Source organism: Patiriisocius marinistellae, assembly GCF_009014635.1.
In the GTDB taxonomy this organism is placed as follows: domain Bacteria; phylum Bacteroidota; class Bacteroidia; order Flavobacteriales; family Flavobacteriaceae; genus Patiriisocius; species Patiriisocius marinistellae.
On record NZ_BKCF01000003.1, the window covers coordinates 149,544 to 166,395 of the forward strand.

At 32.7% G+C, this 16,852-nt stretch carries 14 protein-coding genes; 6 read left to right on the forward strand and 8 right to left on the reverse strand.

The window, feature by feature from the left end; genetic code table 11:
* Nucleotides 1-27 precede the first annotated feature (27 nt).
* Complete coding sequence (locus GB234_RS09370; RefSeq protein ID WP_151894299.1) at nt 28-684, forward strand: hypothetical protein; 657 nt, start codon at nt 28-30, stop codon at nt 682-684.
* Here GB234_RS09370 and GB234_RS09375 read toward each other — a convergent pair whose 3' ends face one another.
* On the reverse strand, nt 685-1,269 hold the full coding sequence (locus tag GB234_RS09375; protein WP_151894300.1) for a pseudouridine synthase: 585 nt from the start codon (nt 1,267-1,269) through the stop codon (nt 685-687).
* Nucleotides 1,270-1,452: 183 nt separating this feature from the next.
* On the opposite strand from GB234_RS09375, the gene GB234_RS09380 reads away from it, so the two are divergent.
* Nucleotides 1,453-3,018, forward strand: coding sequence for a DEAD/DEAH box helicase (locus GB234_RS09380; RefSeq protein WP_151894495.1), 1,566 nt, complete (start codon nt 1,453-1,455; stop codon nt 3,016-3,018).
* An 82-nt stretch (nt 3,019-3,100) separates the two neighbouring features.
* Here GB234_RS09380 and GB234_RS09385 read toward each other — a convergent pair whose 3' ends face one another.
* The gene (locus tag GB234_RS09385) at nt 3,101-3,721 is read right to left on the reverse strand and encodes a hypothetical protein (RefSeq protein WP_151894301.1); all 621 of its coding nucleotides are present in this window, start codon (nt 3,719-3,721) and stop codon (nt 3,101-3,103) included.
* Nucleotides 3,722-3,869: 148 nt separating this feature from the next.
* Nucleotides 3,870-5,789, reverse strand: a complete 1,920-nt coding sequence (locus GB234_RS09390) for a peroxidase family protein (protein ID WP_151894302.1) — start codon at nt 5,787-5,789, stop codon at nt 3,870-3,872.
* A gap of 106 nt (nt 5,790-5,895) precedes the next feature.
* Here GB234_RS09390 and GB234_RS09395 point away from each other — a divergent pair, with 106 nt between their 5' ends.
* Nucleotides 5,896-6,411, forward strand: a complete 516-nt coding sequence (locus tag GB234_RS09395; protein WP_151894303.1) for a peptide-methionine (S)-S-oxide reductase — start codon at nt 5,896-5,898, stop codon at nt 6,409-6,411.
* A 15-nt stretch (nt 6,412-6,426) separates the two neighbouring features.
* Here GB234_RS09395 and rlmF read toward each other — a convergent pair whose 3' ends face one another.
* Together rlmF and GB234_RS09405 are read right to left on the reverse strand one after the other, a co-directional pair.
* Nucleotides 6,427-7,326, reverse strand: coding sequence for a 23S rRNA (adenine(1618)-N(6))-methyltransferase RlmF (gene rlmF / locus GB234_RS09400; RefSeq protein WP_151894304.1), 900 nt, complete (start codon nt 7,324-7,326; stop codon nt 6,427-6,429).
* 96 nt (nt 7,327-7,422) lie between these two features.
* Nucleotides 7,423-7,656, reverse strand: a complete 234-nt coding sequence (locus tag GB234_RS09405; protein ID WP_151894305.1) for a YtxH domain-containing protein — start codon at nt 7,654-7,656, stop codon at nt 7,423-7,425.
* Between the two features lie 152 nt (nt 7,657-7,808).
* On the opposite strand from GB234_RS09405, the gene GB234_RS09410 reads away from it, so the two are divergent.
* Nucleotides 7,809-9,122, forward strand: coding sequence for a DEAD/DEAH box helicase (locus GB234_RS09410; RefSeq protein ID WP_151894306.1), 1,314 nt, complete (start codon nt 7,809-7,811; stop codon nt 9,120-9,122).
* A 167-nt stretch (nt 9,123-9,289) separates the two neighbouring features.
* Here the strand turns inward: GB234_RS09410 and GB234_RS09415 are convergent, their stop codons facing one another.
* Entirely contained in the window at nt 9,290-10,747 is a 1,458-nt protein-coding gene (locus GB234_RS09415) for a membrane dipeptidase (protein ID WP_151894307.1), read from the reverse strand.
* Nucleotides 10,748-10,889: 142 nt separating this feature from the next.
* On the opposite strand from GB234_RS09415, the gene GB234_RS09420 reads away from it, so the two are divergent.
* Nucleotides 10,890-13,784, forward strand: coding sequence for an FAD-binding and (Fe-S)-binding domain-containing protein (locus GB234_RS09420; RefSeq protein ID WP_151894308.1), 2,895 nt, complete (start codon nt 10,890-10,892; stop codon nt 13,782-13,784).
* Here the strand turns inward: GB234_RS09420 and GB234_RS09425 are convergent.
* Together GB234_RS09425 and GB234_RS09430 are read right to left on the reverse strand one after the other, a co-directional pair.
* Nucleotides 13,774-14,592, reverse strand: a complete 819-nt coding sequence (locus GB234_RS09425; RefSeq protein WP_151894309.1) for a UDP-2,3-diacylglucosamine diphosphatase — start codon at nt 14,590-14,592, stop codon at nt 13,774-13,776. The genes GB234_RS09420 and GB234_RS09425 overlap by 11 nt on opposite strands.
* A 90-nt stretch (nt 14,593-14,682) precedes the next feature.
* A complete protein-coding gene (locus tag GB234_RS09430; protein ID WP_151894310.1) occupies nt 14,683-15,486 on the reverse strand; it encodes a hypothetical protein in 804 nt (267 codons plus the stop codon).
* 179 nt (nt 15,487-15,665) lie between these two features.
* Between GB234_RS09430 and aroC the strand changes: the two genes are divergently transcribed.
* Nucleotides 15,666-16,730 (forward strand): chorismate synthase, encoded by a 1,065-nt coding sequence (gene aroC / locus GB234_RS09435; protein ID WP_151894311.1) that lies wholly within the window; start codon nt 15,666-15,668, stop codon nt 16,728-16,730.
* Nucleotides 16,731-16,852: the final 122 nt, after the last annotated feature.

The following is a 16,852-nucleotide window of genomic DNA, read 5'->3' on the forward strand; positions in this document are numbered from 1 at the left end:
AGATATAAAGAAATACCCCCCTTATTTATGAAGTTAATTTTGTCATTATCTATTCTCTTTGCTACTTATGGTGTAATTGCTCAGTTTGATAATCCAAGTTCAAACTCTGTACAGTTTGAACAGGTTGACACAGCCGTTCCGCAACCTACGGGACTCGAGTTACCAGCTACAAAAGTGCCGGGATTGAGCAATAAAGAATATCGTTTTGATGCAAATATGGATAACAACCCACTAGGTAAAGATGACCCAAAACCTATTGATATTACTACTGATGATGGTTTTTTAAGTACTAAGACAGATATGACTCCTAAAGCTTTTCAAAAAGATAAACCAGCTACAGATGAGTATGACAGAGACCAAGTACTAGGTCAAATAGATACAGGAACATCGTATGTAAATGTAGTGTACCGTGACCATCAAAGTGTGGATGGAGATAGGATAAGAGTATATGTCAATGATGATATTGTACAGAGTGATATTTCACTTGACGGCACTTTTAGAGGTTTTGATTTAACGCTTGAGCCTGGTGAAAATGTAATTGATTTTCAAGCACTCAATCAAGGTGATAGTGGTCCAAACACAGCAGAATTACATGTATATGATGATAAAGGAACCCTCATTTCAAAAAATGAATGGAATTTATTGACGGGCAGAAAGGCTACTATTGTTGTTTATAAAAATTAATCACTTTTCAAATTTTACGTTAATCACTTTGACATCCCCTTTGTCCATTCCATGAATTGTAAATTTTCCTATGCGGTAACGAACTAATCGCAACGTGGGAAACCCAACGGCTGAAGTCATTTTTCGTATTTGTCTAAATTTACCTTCGGTTATAGTGATGGAAACCCAACTTGTGGGTCCGTGGCGGTCGTCTCTTATTTTTTTATTGCGAGCGGGGAGAAGTGGCGTTTCAATTTTCTCGACCATCGCCTTTTTAGTAATATATGGTTCATCTTTTACTGTAATTGTAACCCCTTTTTTTAGATGATCAATTGCCGCACTAGTGATTACGCCATCTACTTGTGCATAGTACTCTTTTTCAATTCCGCTTTTATTTATGTGAGTACTGTATTTTCCATTTGTTGTTAATAATAACAAACCTTCACTAGGCTCGTCTAGTCTGCCAACTGCCATAGTACCATTAGGAAAATTATGCAGAGAGCCTAAAAATTTCTTCCTCTTTGCATGCCGGTCATTTGTCAAAAACTGGCTTAAATACCCATCTGGTTTGTATAATGCAAAATAGTGATGTGAGATTGCTTTCATTAGGTGTAAAAATAAAAGTAAAATCTTCGGAAATATGAAGAATTAAATCAATTATGTTTCATTAAACATCTTTTTGTGAGATTTGCTTAAAATTTCAGAAGAAAAAAATAAAATTATCTAAATAGCGCATTGAAAACCCTACAAAAGAGCGTATTTTTGCAACTTGCTAAAACTGAAATTACATTGAAACTTACACACGAAGATTTCCTAGACGAAACTAAAGAAGGTAAAAAACTGTATAGTTACCAAAAAGGGGCTATCAATAAGATTTTTTCTGCCTTTGATGAGGCGAAAGAAAATTATCGCTTACTATATCAACTCCCTACTGGTGGAGGTAAAACTGTTATATTTTCTGAGATTGTTCGTCAATACCTAACAAATCATAAAAAGAAAGTACTCATTATGACCCACAGGGTTGAGCTTTGTAAGCAGACGAGTAATATGTTGACGGAGTTTGGTGTTCACAATAAAGTGATTAATAGTACTGCAAATCTTGATGATCAAGATGAGTATGTGTGTTATGTAGCAATGGTTGAAACACTTAACAATCGTTTGCAGGATGACAAGCTTGATATTAGTGATGTGGGATTAGTTATAGTGGATGAGGCACATTACAATTCGTTCACAAAATTATTTAAGTTTTTTGAAAATTCGTTTTTATTAGGAGTTACCGCAACCCCTTTAAGTTCGAATATCAAATTACCAATGAATGAAAATTATGATGAGCTTATTACTGGTGAGACGATTGATGCTTTGATTGAAAATGAGTTTTTGGCAAGTGGAAATACGTATAATTATAATGTGGGGTTAACCTCTTTAGAGGTAGGTGCTAATGGTGATTATACTGTAAAATCATCTGAAGATTTATATACTACAAACGATATGCTTACTAAGTTAATGCAAGCTTATGAGGAACGTAGTAAAGGAAAAAAGACGCTAATTTTTAATAATGGTATTAATACGTCATTGCACGTTTATGATGCTTTTTCTTATGCTGGTTATCCTATTATGCATTTAGATAATACGGCTAGTAAGAAACAACGAAAAAATATATTACAATGGTTTCATGAAACACCAGATGCTATTTTAACTTCGGTTAGTATTTTGACAACTGGATTTGATGAACCATCTGTTGAGTCTATTATTTTAAATAGAGCCACAAAATCTTTGACTTTGTATTATCAAATGATTGGTCGTGGTTCAAGAATTTTCAAGAATAAATCAACGTTTGATATTATTGATCTTGGAAATAACTTTCATCGTTTTGGGCCTTGGGGAGCAGACCTTGATTGGCAAAAGATTTTCAGATCTCCAAATTACTATTTAGAAAATTTACTTGATGATGAAGAGCTAGAGAGTCATTTTTCTTACGATATGCCTGAGGACTTAAGGGTTCAATTTGCAAAGTCAGAAAATGTTTCTTTTGATATTAAAAAGGCATATACAGAGTCTGTTAGAGCAGGGGAAACATCAAAAGTCATTTTAGAACGTTCTATTGAGCAACACGCATATATTTGTGTTGAAAATAGTGAAGATGTTTATGACGCACTTGAACTAGCAAAACAATTGGGTGACGATATTGATTTTAGAATCATGCGTTATTCAAAATGTATTAGCAAAAGCACACATAATTTTTTAACATGGTTAAAAAATGACTACCGTTTAAAGCTACGCAGTTATTTAAGAAGTAATTTTGATGAGGTGTTTGAGAATATTCATGGTTTTCCACCTCCAGAAGATGATGAATAATGTATAAAATTTAAAGTATTTAAAATTAAAATGCCCCTGTCTTTATTGATAGGGGCATTTATAATTAATAAAGTATTACAACTTATTTATTTTCCTTAGCTTTTTCTGCTCCATTTAATTTTTCCATTAGCTCCTCAAATGTTTCGATGTCTGAAACAAGACCTCCTTTTACATTAAATAATGGCGTGACAACAGTGTCTAGCCTTGTATTAGCCATTGCTATTTGTCTTTTAATCTCTTCGTCCTCACTAAGTATTGTACTTCTATACTTATAAGGACTGCGTTCTAATTTTGCTACAATACTATCACAACCCACACAATTTTCTGCTATATATAAATCAATTGGGTTCAATGGATCAATACGTATTGCTGTCGATTCTTTTCTGAGCGAGCGTCTAGAAATACTATCAGATACAATTATATTAGTAGTATAATTAGGTGTTTCTCCCTTATTAACCATCAAATTAATAACATGAACCTTAGTTAATTTAGGAACCCTAATTGCCCTTGGTTTTCTAGCACTCTGGCGAAAACCAGAACCTTCGACAGTAATTGTAGCTTCGAGGTCAACAAAATTTTCATTTAATGCATATAGCATGATACGATTCCCTTTACGTACTTCCTCTATCTTAATTTCGTTTTCTTGTCCTATTGCTATTGTTGTAAAAACAACCGCGCAAACTATCATAATTTTTTTGAGCATATTTTTCATTTTTTGTAAAAATAAACTTATTGAATGAGCAGACAACTTTTTATTTCTAAGAAATTTCTCATAAACTAAGCTGTATTCCTATTAAATAAAAAAATGCTGTAATTGTTTTATTACAGCATTTATAGCAAATAATTTTCAATTATTTACCTTTTATAATTTTGAGTTGTCCTTTGCCAGCATCACTATCTAATGCTATTACATAAAGTCCATTTGCAAGCGCGTCACTCAACTCAAATTTATGCTCAGTTTTTCCACGCATAATTGCAATTTGTTTTTGTTGAACAATAACGCCATTTACATCATAAATAGTTAATGTAGCCATTGAGGGTCTCCTAGCTTCAATTTGAATATTAAAATATTTTTGTACTGGATTAGGATAGGCTTTAATATTAATATTTTGAACACCAGAAAAAGGAAATAATTCTACAGATAATTGTTCTCTTGGTACTGCTATAAAAACATTTTCTTGTAATGTTTCGATTTCTGTATTTCTCAAAATAATTTGAGACAACTTAGTGTTTTTTATTTCTGAAATTTCATCTGCAGAAAAAGCAGGGTCATTTTCATAATAATAACGGTCACCATCTCTTAATGATTCAAATTGAAACTTTAAGAGTGTATTCATACCTTCTCCCATAATACTGTTTGATATATGGTCCTCACTCATAAAACCAATCCAAGGGTCAACATTATCTATCGTGGTATAAACTCCTTCTAGTGTTTGTTGCAAAGAAGCATCTGATGTTAAATCTTCAAAACCAGTATGTGGAGTTAAAGATAAATCACCCCTAATTGTATTATAATCTGCAACGCCACGCTCTCTTGCTCGAGCAATATTGATAGCTAATAAATCTAGACCTCCAGAACCTGGAGGGCCAAAAAGGAAATTACGTATATCATTCATAATCAAAGGATCTACAAGTTGATGCTTCTGGGCTGCAAAACCTCTAAAAAAGGGTTCAAGACCACCTTCTTCTAATAAAATTGTAGGTTTAAAAAATCCATTTCTTAAATCAATTGCGCCAAAATTCCAATCATCGCCATTTTCTTCAAATCTTACTAAACGACCATTTACCATTGTATGGCCAAAACGATATCCAGCAGCAGAAAATGTGTTAACAATATCAGGTTGGACAGTATTATCGTATCCATTATAAGGAGACATTGTAACACCTATGTTTGTTAAAAACTCTTCATAAGTCACTGCTTGAATTAAGGCACCTACAATTTTTCTGGCACGTTGAAATATTTGCTCATCGTTCCAGTTTGGATTCTCAACTTTTATTTCATCGGCTAATCTATTATGTTCTCTAACCATCAATGTATGAAAACACATCAATCCTGGTTGTTCATTTACTCGAACATCACCACCCACAAAAAACCTTTCTGGCAATGGCATTCCATCAAGAACCATAAACGGAGCAGATGGATCAATAGCACTGTTAAATTCGCCATCTATAGTATTCCAAGGTAATAATCCATTAGAACTCGTTTTCATTTTTCCATCTACATTAGACCGAAGCCAGTTTGCTACACTCTCATCAACTCCATAAACTCCAGAGCCATCAATATAACTTGTAATTTCATTAACATGCCTACGTGGATTTATAACAGATGTTCCTGTGTTTGCATCGCTAATTGATCTAAACATGCGAATCTCTTTTGTTCCCGTACACGCTGGGTCAAACATAGGGTCACATTGCGGAACAAGAATATTATGTGTTTCTGTGGTCTCATCGTCATTTAAATTTATATCATGATCGATAAATTGACCCCAACCCCAAACAAAATCACTAAGTCCTAATTCATTAGGTATAAAGGTATTTTGACTTCCTATTGCATTACTAACAGTACGTGGATTTGCTCTGTCTAAAGCACCTGGCTCGCTAATACCATCTGTATAATCAACAGTCATTAATGTTCTAAAATTAGACTGTGCAGCTCCCCAAGCGGGATTGTCTAAATTGTTTTGAGATCCATCATAATCTCTATTTTCTTGAGCTAAAAATGAAGCACTGCTAAATAGCAACACACCAAGTAGTTGTAGTTTTTTTTTCATTCTCGGTTTTTTTGTTAATTCGTTAAATTTAGCATTTTTTTAAGAATATTTAAAAACTTATGTAAGGTTTCATTTTTAATTCGTCATAATAAAGTTAATTATGGTAATGCAAGAATTTAAATTAAATAATAACAAAGAAAAAATCACACTTGGAGGTGGCTGTCATTGTTGTACTGAGGCAGTATTTCAATCTTTAAAAGGAGTAACAAATGTATTACAAGGGTATGCACTATTAAAAGCTCCTAACAAGTTTTCGGAGGCTGTAATTGTGGAATTTGATAATTCAATAATTACATTACAAGATTTAATAGAAATTCATCTATACACACATAAAAGCACATCACAACATTCTATGCGTGAAAACTATGTTTCTGCTGTGTATGTTTTTTCTGAAATACAACAAATGCAAGCAATTAATGCTATTCAAAAATTTCAGAAACATTTTTCAAAAACAATTATTACAGAAGTTTTAAAATTTAAAGATTTTAAAGCATCTAGGGAAGATATCCAAAATTATTATTTAAAAAATCCATCAAAGCCTTTTTGTGAGCGTTACATTCATCCTAAACTGCAACTATTAAATGAAAAGTTTAAATACCACACAAAAGAAAATTTTATCTAATAAATTAGTATTTTTCTAATTTAAAAACCACCAAGCAAGCATTCTAGAGCGTTTGTTGCCAATATCCATATTAATTGTTCTATGAGTGGCTTTCATTTTATCAAGCTGTTTATAAAGCTTATTTAGGTTCTCTTTATTTGAAACAAGTGTAGTAAACACACCTACTTGATTTTTAAAACCAATGCTTTGTTTAATCATTCGTTTAATAAAAAGCGCTTCGCCACCATTAACCCATAATTCATTTGCTTGACCGCCAAAGTTGCGCGTAATTTCTTCCTTTGTTAATCTTACCTCTCCGGTACTTTCTAAATTTTTAATTTTTCTTAACGTACCTTTAGTAGCAGCTTCTTCAGATGGATGAAAGGGAGGATTACAAACCGTAAAATCAAAATATTCATCATCTTTAATAATGCCTTTAAAAATATCCGCATTGTTTTTTTGATGACGTATTTCTACTTTGTTTAAAATTTCCGAAGTCATTGATACATTAGCTTTAGCCTGCGCTACTGCTGTCTCATTAATATCTGCTCCAATCATTTGCCAACCAAAAAACTGAGCACCCAGAATAGGGTATATACAATTAGCGCCAACGCCTATGTCAAGCCCTTTTCTACCTTTGTTTTTAGATTTTTTTAAACCTAAGCTATTATCCTCCATAAGCTCACTCAAATAGCACAAATAATCCATACGGCCAGGAATAGGAGGGCAGAGGTAATGCGGCGGTATTTCCCAATCAACAACAGCATAATCATTTTTTAAAATTGCTTTATTTAAATGCAAAACTGCATCTGGATTTGAAAAATTAATCGTTGTAGTATTGTAGTTGTTTTCAAATACAAATCTAGAAAGCCCCGGATGAGCTTCAATTAATTTAGTAAAATTATAAGGGGTGTTGTGTGGGTTTTTAGGATGCACGTTATTTGTTTTGTGGCAAGTTAAGTAATTGCAACTTTGGTAAAAAACAAAAATCCCGCATATTGCGAGATTTTCATTTTAAAATTTGAAATGCGATTAGCTATTAAATCCTTCAGTTTGCTTTTTAGCAGCCTGCTTTAATTCTTCATATTTTTGAGAAATAGTTCCTTCAACATCAGCAACTGTATCTTTAATTTTATCACCTGTTTTATTTACTTTAGCTTTTAAAGCATTTTTTTCATCCTGTGACATATTTTTATATTTCCACCATGCAAAAACACCTGCTCCTAATCCTACTAATGCTAATAATCCTTTTTTATTCTTTTCCATAGTTATTTTGTTTTAAAAGTTAACGTATCTATATGACCAAAATGTATTCCACATGTTACAATGGCAGATCTATTTATGAAAACTTTAATAGTTTGATGACTTCGGAAATTTTAATGGGTGGAAACTTTCTTATTTAAAGTAGCTTTGCAGTTATGAGCAACAACTATAAATCAACATCTGAAATACTTCAGAAACTTGACATTTCGGCATTAAACAAAATGCAGGAAGCGTCAATTCCGCAAATTAAATCAAATACGAATATTGTATTACTGGCACCTACTGGATCTGGTAAAACATTGACTTTTTTATTACCATTAATTGAAAGTCTTAACGAAGAAATAGAAGAAGTACAAGCGCTCATACTTGTACCCACGCGAGAACTCGCTATACAAATTGAAACAGTAGCAAGGACAATGGGCTCTGGTTTTAAAGTAAATGCAGTGTATGGTGGCCGTTCTATTCAAAAAGATAAGGTTGAGCTTTCTCACGTTCCGGCTATTTTAATAGGGACTCCTGGAAGAATTGCCGACCATTTTAGGCAAGAACGCCTCAATACAGCGCTTATTAAAACTATTGTTCTTGATGAGTTTGATAAGTCTCTACAAGTAGGCTTTGAAGTTGAAATGAAAGAAATTATCTCTTTATTGCCCAATGTTGAAAAACGTATATTAACATCAGCTACACAAAACTTAGCAATCCCAAAATTTGTTGGGATGGATACTCCTAAACGTTTAGAGTTTTTGAAAGATGCTTCAGAAACTAAACTTACAATTAAAAAAGTAATTTCAGAAACTAAAGATAAACTACAAGCTTTAAAAGAGTTGCTTAATCACTTAGGAAATGAGCAAGGAATTATCTTTTGTAATTTTAAAGATACCATTCAATTTGTGAGTGATTTTCTATATGAAAATGACATTGACCATGGCATATTCCATGGAGGAATGGAACAACGAGATAGGGAAGAGGCACTCATTATGTTTAGAAATGGAACCGTTGATGTTTTGCTGGCTACAGATCTTGCTGCTAGAGGAATTGACATCCCCGAAATGAATTTTATCATCCATTACCAACTTCCTCATAGTCTAGAGGAATTTACCCACCGTAATGGAAGAACTGCAAGAGTTAATGCTAAAGGAACGGCTTACGTGCTTCATTTTAAAGAAGAACAATTAAAAGATTTTATACCCAATATTCCAACAGCAGAAATTTCAGTAAAAAATAAAAGAAGCAAACCTCACTGGGAAACACTTTTCATCACTGGAGGCCGAAAGGATAAAATATCAAAAGGAGACGTTGCAGGATTATTTTTTAAAGAGGGTGGACTTAAAAAAGACCAACTAGGAGTTATAGAGTTAAAACAAAAATGTACGTATGTAGCAGTGCCAGCAAGTATTGCCGATAGTGTTGCAGAAAAATTAAATAATAGTAGATTAAAGAAACGGAAGGTTAGAATTTATGTGTTGTAATATTTATAATTTGCAGCTAGTAAATTTTCAATTGGACACAATGAGCGTGAAATATGATTTTAAAAATGCTTTAATATTTGCCCCAAAATTTGTTTCTGACCCTTTTAAGTTAAAGTTCTAATATAATTTAGACTGTTTTTTAAGATATTCGTTATGTAATTAAGAGACTATTTAAACCATCGTTTCAAAAATTCCACCGCATTATCATTTAATACCCTTTCCACAATTGCTTCTCCAGTTATACGATTAAATGGTTGTAATTGTTCTCCATAGCTAGAAATAAAAGATGTCGCATGATGTACCATTTCTTCTGCTAAGTCTTTAATATTTTCCGCGGTCCAAAGTCCTTTTATAGGATTGACAATACCATCAAAATCGCTACCTATTGTTTGTATTCCCCAACAAAACAATCCCTCTTTATCAAGTACTTTAGCACAATGTTCAACCTGCCGCCATACCAATAAACTCTTTTTCTTTAGCTGTTTACGCTTGTTGGGTATCCATATTTTAGATTCATTAATAGCCTTTTTACTTCCTATGCGTCGTTCGTCTAATTGTATACCAAAAACCCCGTTACTTTTTGCTATTCGTATAAGCTCTTCATCATAAAAATTAATATCAATATTATTAAAAAATTGCGTGCTTTCGGGAAAATTTGTTTCATTCCATTGAATGATTGAACGCATACCGTTTACAGCACCATGACTTGCTATAATTGGGATTGGCACATCGCTATAAATTGTTTCAAGTATTTTATAATATGTTTTTCTGGATCTTGTATTCATGTGTTTTACATCGATATAAATACGTTTCCCATTTGAATCATCTAATAAATGATGAAGCACTTTTCGACCAAGTTCTGTTATATCTTCATTCATTCCTCTTTTTTGATTGTCTTTAAGCAATCCTATGGAAATACTTTCTGAATGTCCGCAGAGTTCATTATAAAAATGATGCGCGAATGTCATAAATAACGGAGGCTTTTCCCAGTTTTTAATTTTTTGAAGATTTGCTAAAACTTCATCTGGACTTCCTGTATCTCTGTTTAGTTCAAGTCCTGTATTTAATGAATGTCCCCCTTCAATGGAGAGAATAATATTGATTATTTTTTTTGTACTGGTTTCTTGTTTTTTATTTTCTAAAATTTCGGCATAACTATTTACTAACCTATATGTATAAAAGATTCCTCCAATTTTTTGAACTTGATTATCTAACTGTTTATAAAAATCATATTCATCAATTAAATCTTTAAAATAATCCTCGTGATTATTCACATAATCAATGCGTTTTTGACTAATACTTGCTGCTAGATTGACTAAAACCTCTGTCAATCCTTTCCATCCAAGTACGGGTTTTGTCAAAAAATGTTTCTCAAAAGGGTATAAACTAACTATAACAGTTTTTGTCCCAGCCATTGCCATTGTTGTCAAATCGGTTTGAGAAAACTTGGTGAGTGTGACAATTCTATTTAAAAACTTTTCTAAGACAGTAGGGGGACTGTAATGCCAAATGGAGTTTTTTCTACCAGCATCTAGCATGTTTTTTTTAGTGGGACTATATTTAAAACTCTTACTATAAGGTTTTAAAGCTGGGTGACAGTGAATGTCAATATAGTTGGTTTTCATTTTAGTTAGTTGAGCGATATAAAGTTACAAATTATTGCAATGCATTAACTGTGAGATTGTTCTGTCAAAAAATAAAAACACAATTTTTATAATAAAAGAGAGTACGTAATACATAGTAACTTTCATTATTTTTACTGCTTCAATGAAAGAACAATTACAACAGTTATCTCAGCAGTTAAATGGGGAACTACTCACAGACTCTCTGCATAGATCCATATATGCGACTGATGCTTCAGTATATCGAAAAATTCCATTAGCTGTTGCATATCCTAAAAATGTTGAAGATATAAAGGAGTTGGTAGATTTTGCTTGGAAAAACAAAACTTCTTTAATTCCAAGAGCAGCGGGAACATCTCTTGCTGGACAGTGCGTGGGAGAAGGTATTGTGGTAGATGTTTCAAAACATTTTACAAAAATCATTTCGATAGATTTAGATAATAAACAAGTAACCGTTCAACCCGGAGTAATTAGAGATGAATTAAATGACTATCTAAAACCCTACAAATTATTTTTTGGTCCCAATACTTCAACTTCAAATAGATGTATGATTGGTGGAATGGTTGGTAACAATTCTAGCGGAACAACATCAATACAATACGGAGTAACGAGAGACAAAGTTGTAGCGATGGATACTGTGCTATCAAATGGAGAGATTGTTACGTTTTCTGAAATTTCTTCGGAAATATTAGACAAAAGAACAAAAAAAGACACACTTGAAGCTTCTATTTATTTAGAATTACACAAACATCTAAATAACAAAGAAGTACAATTAGAAATAAAGAAACAATTTCCGAAGAAAAACATTCATAGACGCAACACAGGATATGCAATTGACGAACTTTTAGATGCCGAAATTCTAGGTGGTAATCAACCTTTAAACTTGTGTAAGCTATTAACTGGAAGTGAAGGCACACTAGCATTTACAACCGCTATAACATTACAATTAGATGATTTACCACCTGCGCACACAGCAATGGTTGTCACTCATTATAATACATTAGAAAATTGCTTGCTCGATGTTGTCAATGCAATGCAACATCAATTGCACACCTGCGAAATGATGGACAACATTATTCTAGAGCGAACAAAGGAAAATACAATGTATAGACCCTATCGCTTTTTTGTAAAAGGTGATCCCAAAGCAATGCTATTGCTAGAGGTTAAAGCAACTACTCAAAGTGAACTTGAGGCTCAAATTTTAGCATTACAAAAAACACTTTTTGATTCTAATTTAAACTACCATAATGTAGTTTTAAAAGGTAATGATATTAACAAGGCACTGCATTTGCGAAAAGCAGGTTTAGGTTTGTTAGGAAATATGATTGGTGATAAAAAAGCGGTGGCATGTATCGAAGATACTGCAGTGGCTTTAGAGGATTTACCGGCATACATAGGTGAGTTTACTCAAATAATGAAGAAGTACAATCAAGATGCTGTTTACTATGCTCATGCAGGTGCGGGTGAGTTGCATCTACGACCTATTCTTAATTTAAAAACTGATGAAGGGGTTGATTATTTCAGAAAAATAACGACAGATGTGGCACATCTTGTCAAAAAATATAGAGGCTCATTTTCTGGGGAGCACGGAGATGGCATTGTTCGTGCAGAATATATACCTCTGCTCATTGGTGATAAAAATTATGAACTTTTAAAACAAGTTAAAACTGCCTTTGACCCACATAACATTTTTAATCCTGGCAAAATAGTGGAGGCATACAAAATGGACGAATCGCTCCGTTATGAGGTAGACCGAAATGAGCCAGAAATTAAAACACTATTTAATTTTGAAAACTCTCAAGGCATTCTAAGATTAGCCGAAAAATGTAACGGGAGCGGTGATTGCCGAAAATCACCAGACCCTGGAGGTGTAATGTGTCCAAGTTATCACGCTACAAAAAATGAAAAGGATACAACTCGAGCAAGAGCTAATATGCTTAGAGAAGTGTTGACAAACAATAATGCTACAAATAAATTTAACTCAACAGATTTAAAAGAAGTTTTCGATTTATGTTTAAGCTGTAAAGCTTGCAGTAGTGAATGTCCAAGTAACGTTGATATTGCTACCACAAAAGCAGAATTTTTATATCAATATCAAAAAGAAAACGGTGCGAGTTTTGCTACTAAATTATTTGCTAATAGTACAACAAACAATAAATTAGGAGCAGTTTTTCCAAGTTTAACTAATACAATTTTTACTAATAAAATTACTTCTTCACTATTAAAGAAAATAAGTGGTGTAGCAAAAGAGCGTTCATTACCAACATTAAACGTTTTTAAGAACAGTGATATTTCTAAAATAAAGCATGCAAAGAAAGTAGTTTTATTTGTTGATGAGTTTTCAAAATATTTAGATGGAAGTATTGCAAGAGATGCTGTTGATTTATTAAAAGGATTAAAATATAACGTTGAAGTAATTGATGTATTAGATAGTGCCCGCGCAATGATTTCAAAGGGTTTCTTAGATGAAGCTAAAATTGAGGCAACAAAAAATATAGACTATTTGAAAGATAAAATTTCAGAAACAATACCTCTCTTAGGAATTGAGCCTTCTGCTATTTTAGGTTTTAGAGATGAATATTTGAAGATGGTTGATGATGTGGACTCGGCGCAGCAAATTTCAGAAAACACATATCTTATTGAAGAGTTTTTAGCTTCTGAAATAGAAAATGGGAACATCACTGCTGCTCAATTTACTAAAGAAGTAAAAAATATTAAAATTCATATTCATTGTCATCAAAAGGCAATGAGTAATCAAAAAGTAACTTTTGATATTTTGAATCTACCATTAAACTATAAACCAACCATTATAACCTCAGGTTGTTGTGGTATGGCGGGTAGTTTTGGGTATGAAAAAGAACATTATCAAGTGAGTATGAAAATAGGGGAATTAAAGTTATTTCCTTCTGTAAGAAAAACTCCAGTAGATACTATTATTGCTGCAAACGGCACAAGTTGTAGACACCAAATTAAAGACGGAACACAACGCCAGGCATTACATCCTATTACAATTTTATATCAAGCACTACTTATTGAGTGAATGATGTGATAATTGTATGTAGATCTACAGGAATGTCTTCAATATTTTCTGCAAAATTTTTTTTTGTGATAGTTTCATTATAAGTGAATAAATTCCATTTTTTATTATTGTATTCTAATGCTGTGAGGTTTTCAATCCAGTCCCCACTATTAAGATACATACATGTGCCTTTATCTGTTATAACTTTTTTAATTATTGGTTGGTGAATGTGTCCACACACTACAAAATCAAAATTATTTTCAATAGCTAAAGATGTAGCAGTCTCTTCAAAATTGGTAACAAACTTCATAGCACCTTTTACACTATTTTTAATTCTTTTTGATAAAGAATATTTTTCTTTTCCCATTTTTAATAAAACACTATTTATAGCTCTATTGATTAAAATAAGAATGTCATATCCCCAACCTCCTAATTTAGCTATCCACTTGGCATATTGAACAGATACGTCAAAAACATCACCATGAAAAAACCATGCGGTTTTACCATCAAGGTTAAGATTAAGTTTATCCACTAATTCAAAATTACCTAAAAGTGAAGGAGAAAATTTACGTAGCTTTTCATCATGATTACCAGTGATGTAATAAACCTTTGTGCCTTTTGATGCAATTGTGATAATGCGCTTTAAGACCTTTAAATGAGATTTTGGGAAATAACTTTTCCTAAACTGCCAGATATCAATAATATCTCCATTAAGGATAAGATATTTAGGTTCTATACTTTGCAAGTAATCTAGAACTTCTTTAGCATGGCAACCATATGTGCCAAGGTGTAAATCTGAAATTACAACAACTTCTACAGATCGTTTCAAATGCGATTAATTTAATCGTAAAGGAATAAAAAGAAATTAAAGAATGCTTTATCTCAGTATTAACAGTGTGTTTTTAAAAAGTTAATCAAATTAATTATTAAAAGAAATAAGACTTGTTGAAGTCACTTGTGTACTCTCTGTAGGAATAGGTAGTTCAATACCTGTGGCTCCTAAATCTGCCAATTGATAATCAATTGTCACCTCAGAAAAGACAAGCCCGGTATTTGCAGCATAATAATTTTTTACTACAAGTGCATCTTGTGAAGCTAATAAAGGAATATTAATCACTGTACCACCTAAATCGATTGAAACTTCAATTTCTAAATTTAAAACTATTCTGGATGAAATTACATCCTCATAAGTAATAGGACCTACAGCATAACTACTCAAAATTGCATCTTGAATAGTTGTTGACGTGTAATTAATCGTAAGTGGTAATACCTCACCAGTATCTAATATAATATTCTCATTAAGTGTATTTGAAAGGGTACTTAACTGTGTATTAGCAGATGCATTAGCATCAAACAAGACAATATCATCTAATGGAATTGTAATTTCTGGAAACCCATCAACGGGAGTCTCTAATGCGCCATTAATAATAAATTGTCCATTAGATTTTCTTACTAAATTGTCTGCGAGTACAGTTATCATTAAACCATTACTAGGCTGTATTGCATCTAAATTAGTATATTCTTTACCATTAGATTGCTGTGTGCCCATTTCAAACATAGTGTCTTCTGTAGTGCCTAGTTCGTTTTCATTACCGTAACTCCAAGTGGCGCCAGCGGTTAGTGGAAAATAATCAGAAGTATTTGAAGAATCTGTGTTTGTGTCATCGTCACTATTACAGCTAATTAGCGCTGCTGCAAAAAGAAAGAGATAAATTTTTTTCATAGTATTTTTCGTTAAAAACGGACATCTTATTAATTAATTTTTACCTAATTTTTTTCAAATATAGCAAAATAGAATTTTGGCAATACTACCATCAAAAACAACATATTGCTCAATAATCAATAACATTAATATTTTTAAAAGTGGAGGCTATAAATTACATTTGTTGAAAACCCTTATTAATGGCAGGAAATACATTTGGTTCTACATTTAAAGTAACCACATTTGGTGAATCACATGGTGAGGCACTTGGCGGAATTATCGACGGATGTCCCGCAGGTCTTAAAATTAATTTTGATGCTATTCAAACAGAAATGCAACGAAGAAAACCAGGACAATCAAAAATAGTTACGCAAAGAAAAGAGCCAGATGCTGTAAAGTTTTTAAGCGGAATTTTTGAAGGAAAAACTACTGGAACGCCCATAGGATTTGTAATTGAAAACACAAACCAGAAATCTAAAGACTACTCACATATAAAAGACACTTATCGCCCGAGTCATGCAGATTATACATATGATAAAAAATATGGAATACGTGATTATCGAGGTGGTGGCAGATCTTCTGCTCGCGAAACTGCAAGCAGAGTAGCAGCTGGAGCTATTGCAAAACAATTGCTTTCAAAAATTAAGATTAATGCTTTTGTGTCATCGGTTGGGGATATATTTATTGACAAACCTTATCAAGATTTAGATTTTACTAAAATTGAAAGTAATGATATAAGATGTCCAGATACGCCAACCGCAAAAAAAATGATTACTCGTATAAATGAAATTAAAAAAGCTGGAGATACCATTGGAGGTACCATAACTTGTGTATTGCAAAACGTACCTGTAGGTCTTGGCGAGCCAGTTTTTGACAAATTACACGCACAACTTGGTAAAGCAATGTTATCAATCAATGCAGTAAAAGGGTTTGAATTTGGAAGTGGTTTTTGTGGGGCAAAAATGAAAGGGAGTGAACATAATGATTTGTTCAATGAGGATGGCACTACAAAAAGTAATCTATCAGGAGGTATCCAAGGAGGTATTAGTAATGGTATGGATATTTATTTTAGAGTAGCATTTAAACCAGTTGCAACTATTATGCAAAAACAAGAAACAATTAATAGTAAAGGTGAGTTGACCCAAATGCAAGGTAAGGGTAGACATGATCCTTGTGTTGTTCCAAGGGCCGTTCCTATTGTTGAGGCAATGGCTGCACTTGTTTTAGCAGATTTTTGGTTACTAAATAAAATGTCTAAATTGTGAGCTTACGCGAAAATTTTAAAGAGACAAAAAATGTAACCTTTGTTTAAAATTTCCGAAGCAACTGATACACAAATAAATAGTTTCGGTTTTAAACTGAAACTATATTAATATAATACACTTAA

Excerpts from the sequence above, each read along its gene's own strand:
- GB234_RS09410 (WP_151894306.1), top strand. The coding sequence starts at position 7,809 with ATGAGCAACAACTATAAATCAACATCTGAAATACTTCAGAAACTTGAC.
- GB234_RS09395 (WP_151894303.1), top strand. The coding sequence starts at position 5,896 with ATGCAAGAATTTAAATTAAATAATAACAAAGAAAAAATCACACTTGGA.
- GB234_RS09375 (WP_151894300.1), bottom strand. The coding sequence starts at position 1,269 with ATGAAAGCAATCTCACATCACTATTTTGCATTATACAAACCAGATGGG.
- GB234_RS09415 (WP_151894307.1), bottom strand. The coding sequence starts at position 10,747 with ATGAAAACCAACTATATTGACATTCACTGTCACCCAGCTTTAAAACCT.
- GB234_RS09420 (WP_151894308.1), top strand. The coding sequence starts at position 10,890 with ATGAAAGAACAATTACAACAGTTATCTCAGCAGTTAAATGGGGAACTA.
- aroC (WP_151894311.1), top strand. The coding sequence starts at position 15,666 with ATGGCAGGAAATACATTTGGTTCTACATTTAAAGTAACCACATTTGGT.
- GB234_RS09430 (WP_151894310.1), bottom strand. The coding sequence starts at position 15,486 with ATGAAAAAAATTTATCTCTTTCTTTTTGCAGCAGCGCTAATTAGCTGT.
- GB234_RS09390 (WP_151894302.1), bottom strand. The coding sequence starts at position 5,789 with ATGAAAAAAAAACTACAACTACTTGGTGTGTTGCTATTTAGCAGTGCT.
- GB234_RS09385 (WP_151894301.1), bottom strand. The coding sequence starts at position 3,721 with ATGCTCAAAAAAATTATGATAGTTTGCGCGGTTGTTTTTACAACAATA.
- GB234_RS09405 (WP_151894305.1), bottom strand. The coding sequence starts at position 7,656 with ATGGAAAAGAATAAAAAAGGATTATTAGCATTAGTAGGATTAGGAGCA.
- GB234_RS09370 (WP_151894299.1), top strand. The coding sequence starts at position 28 with ATGAAGTTAATTTTGTCATTATCTATTCTCTTTGCTACTTATGGTGTA.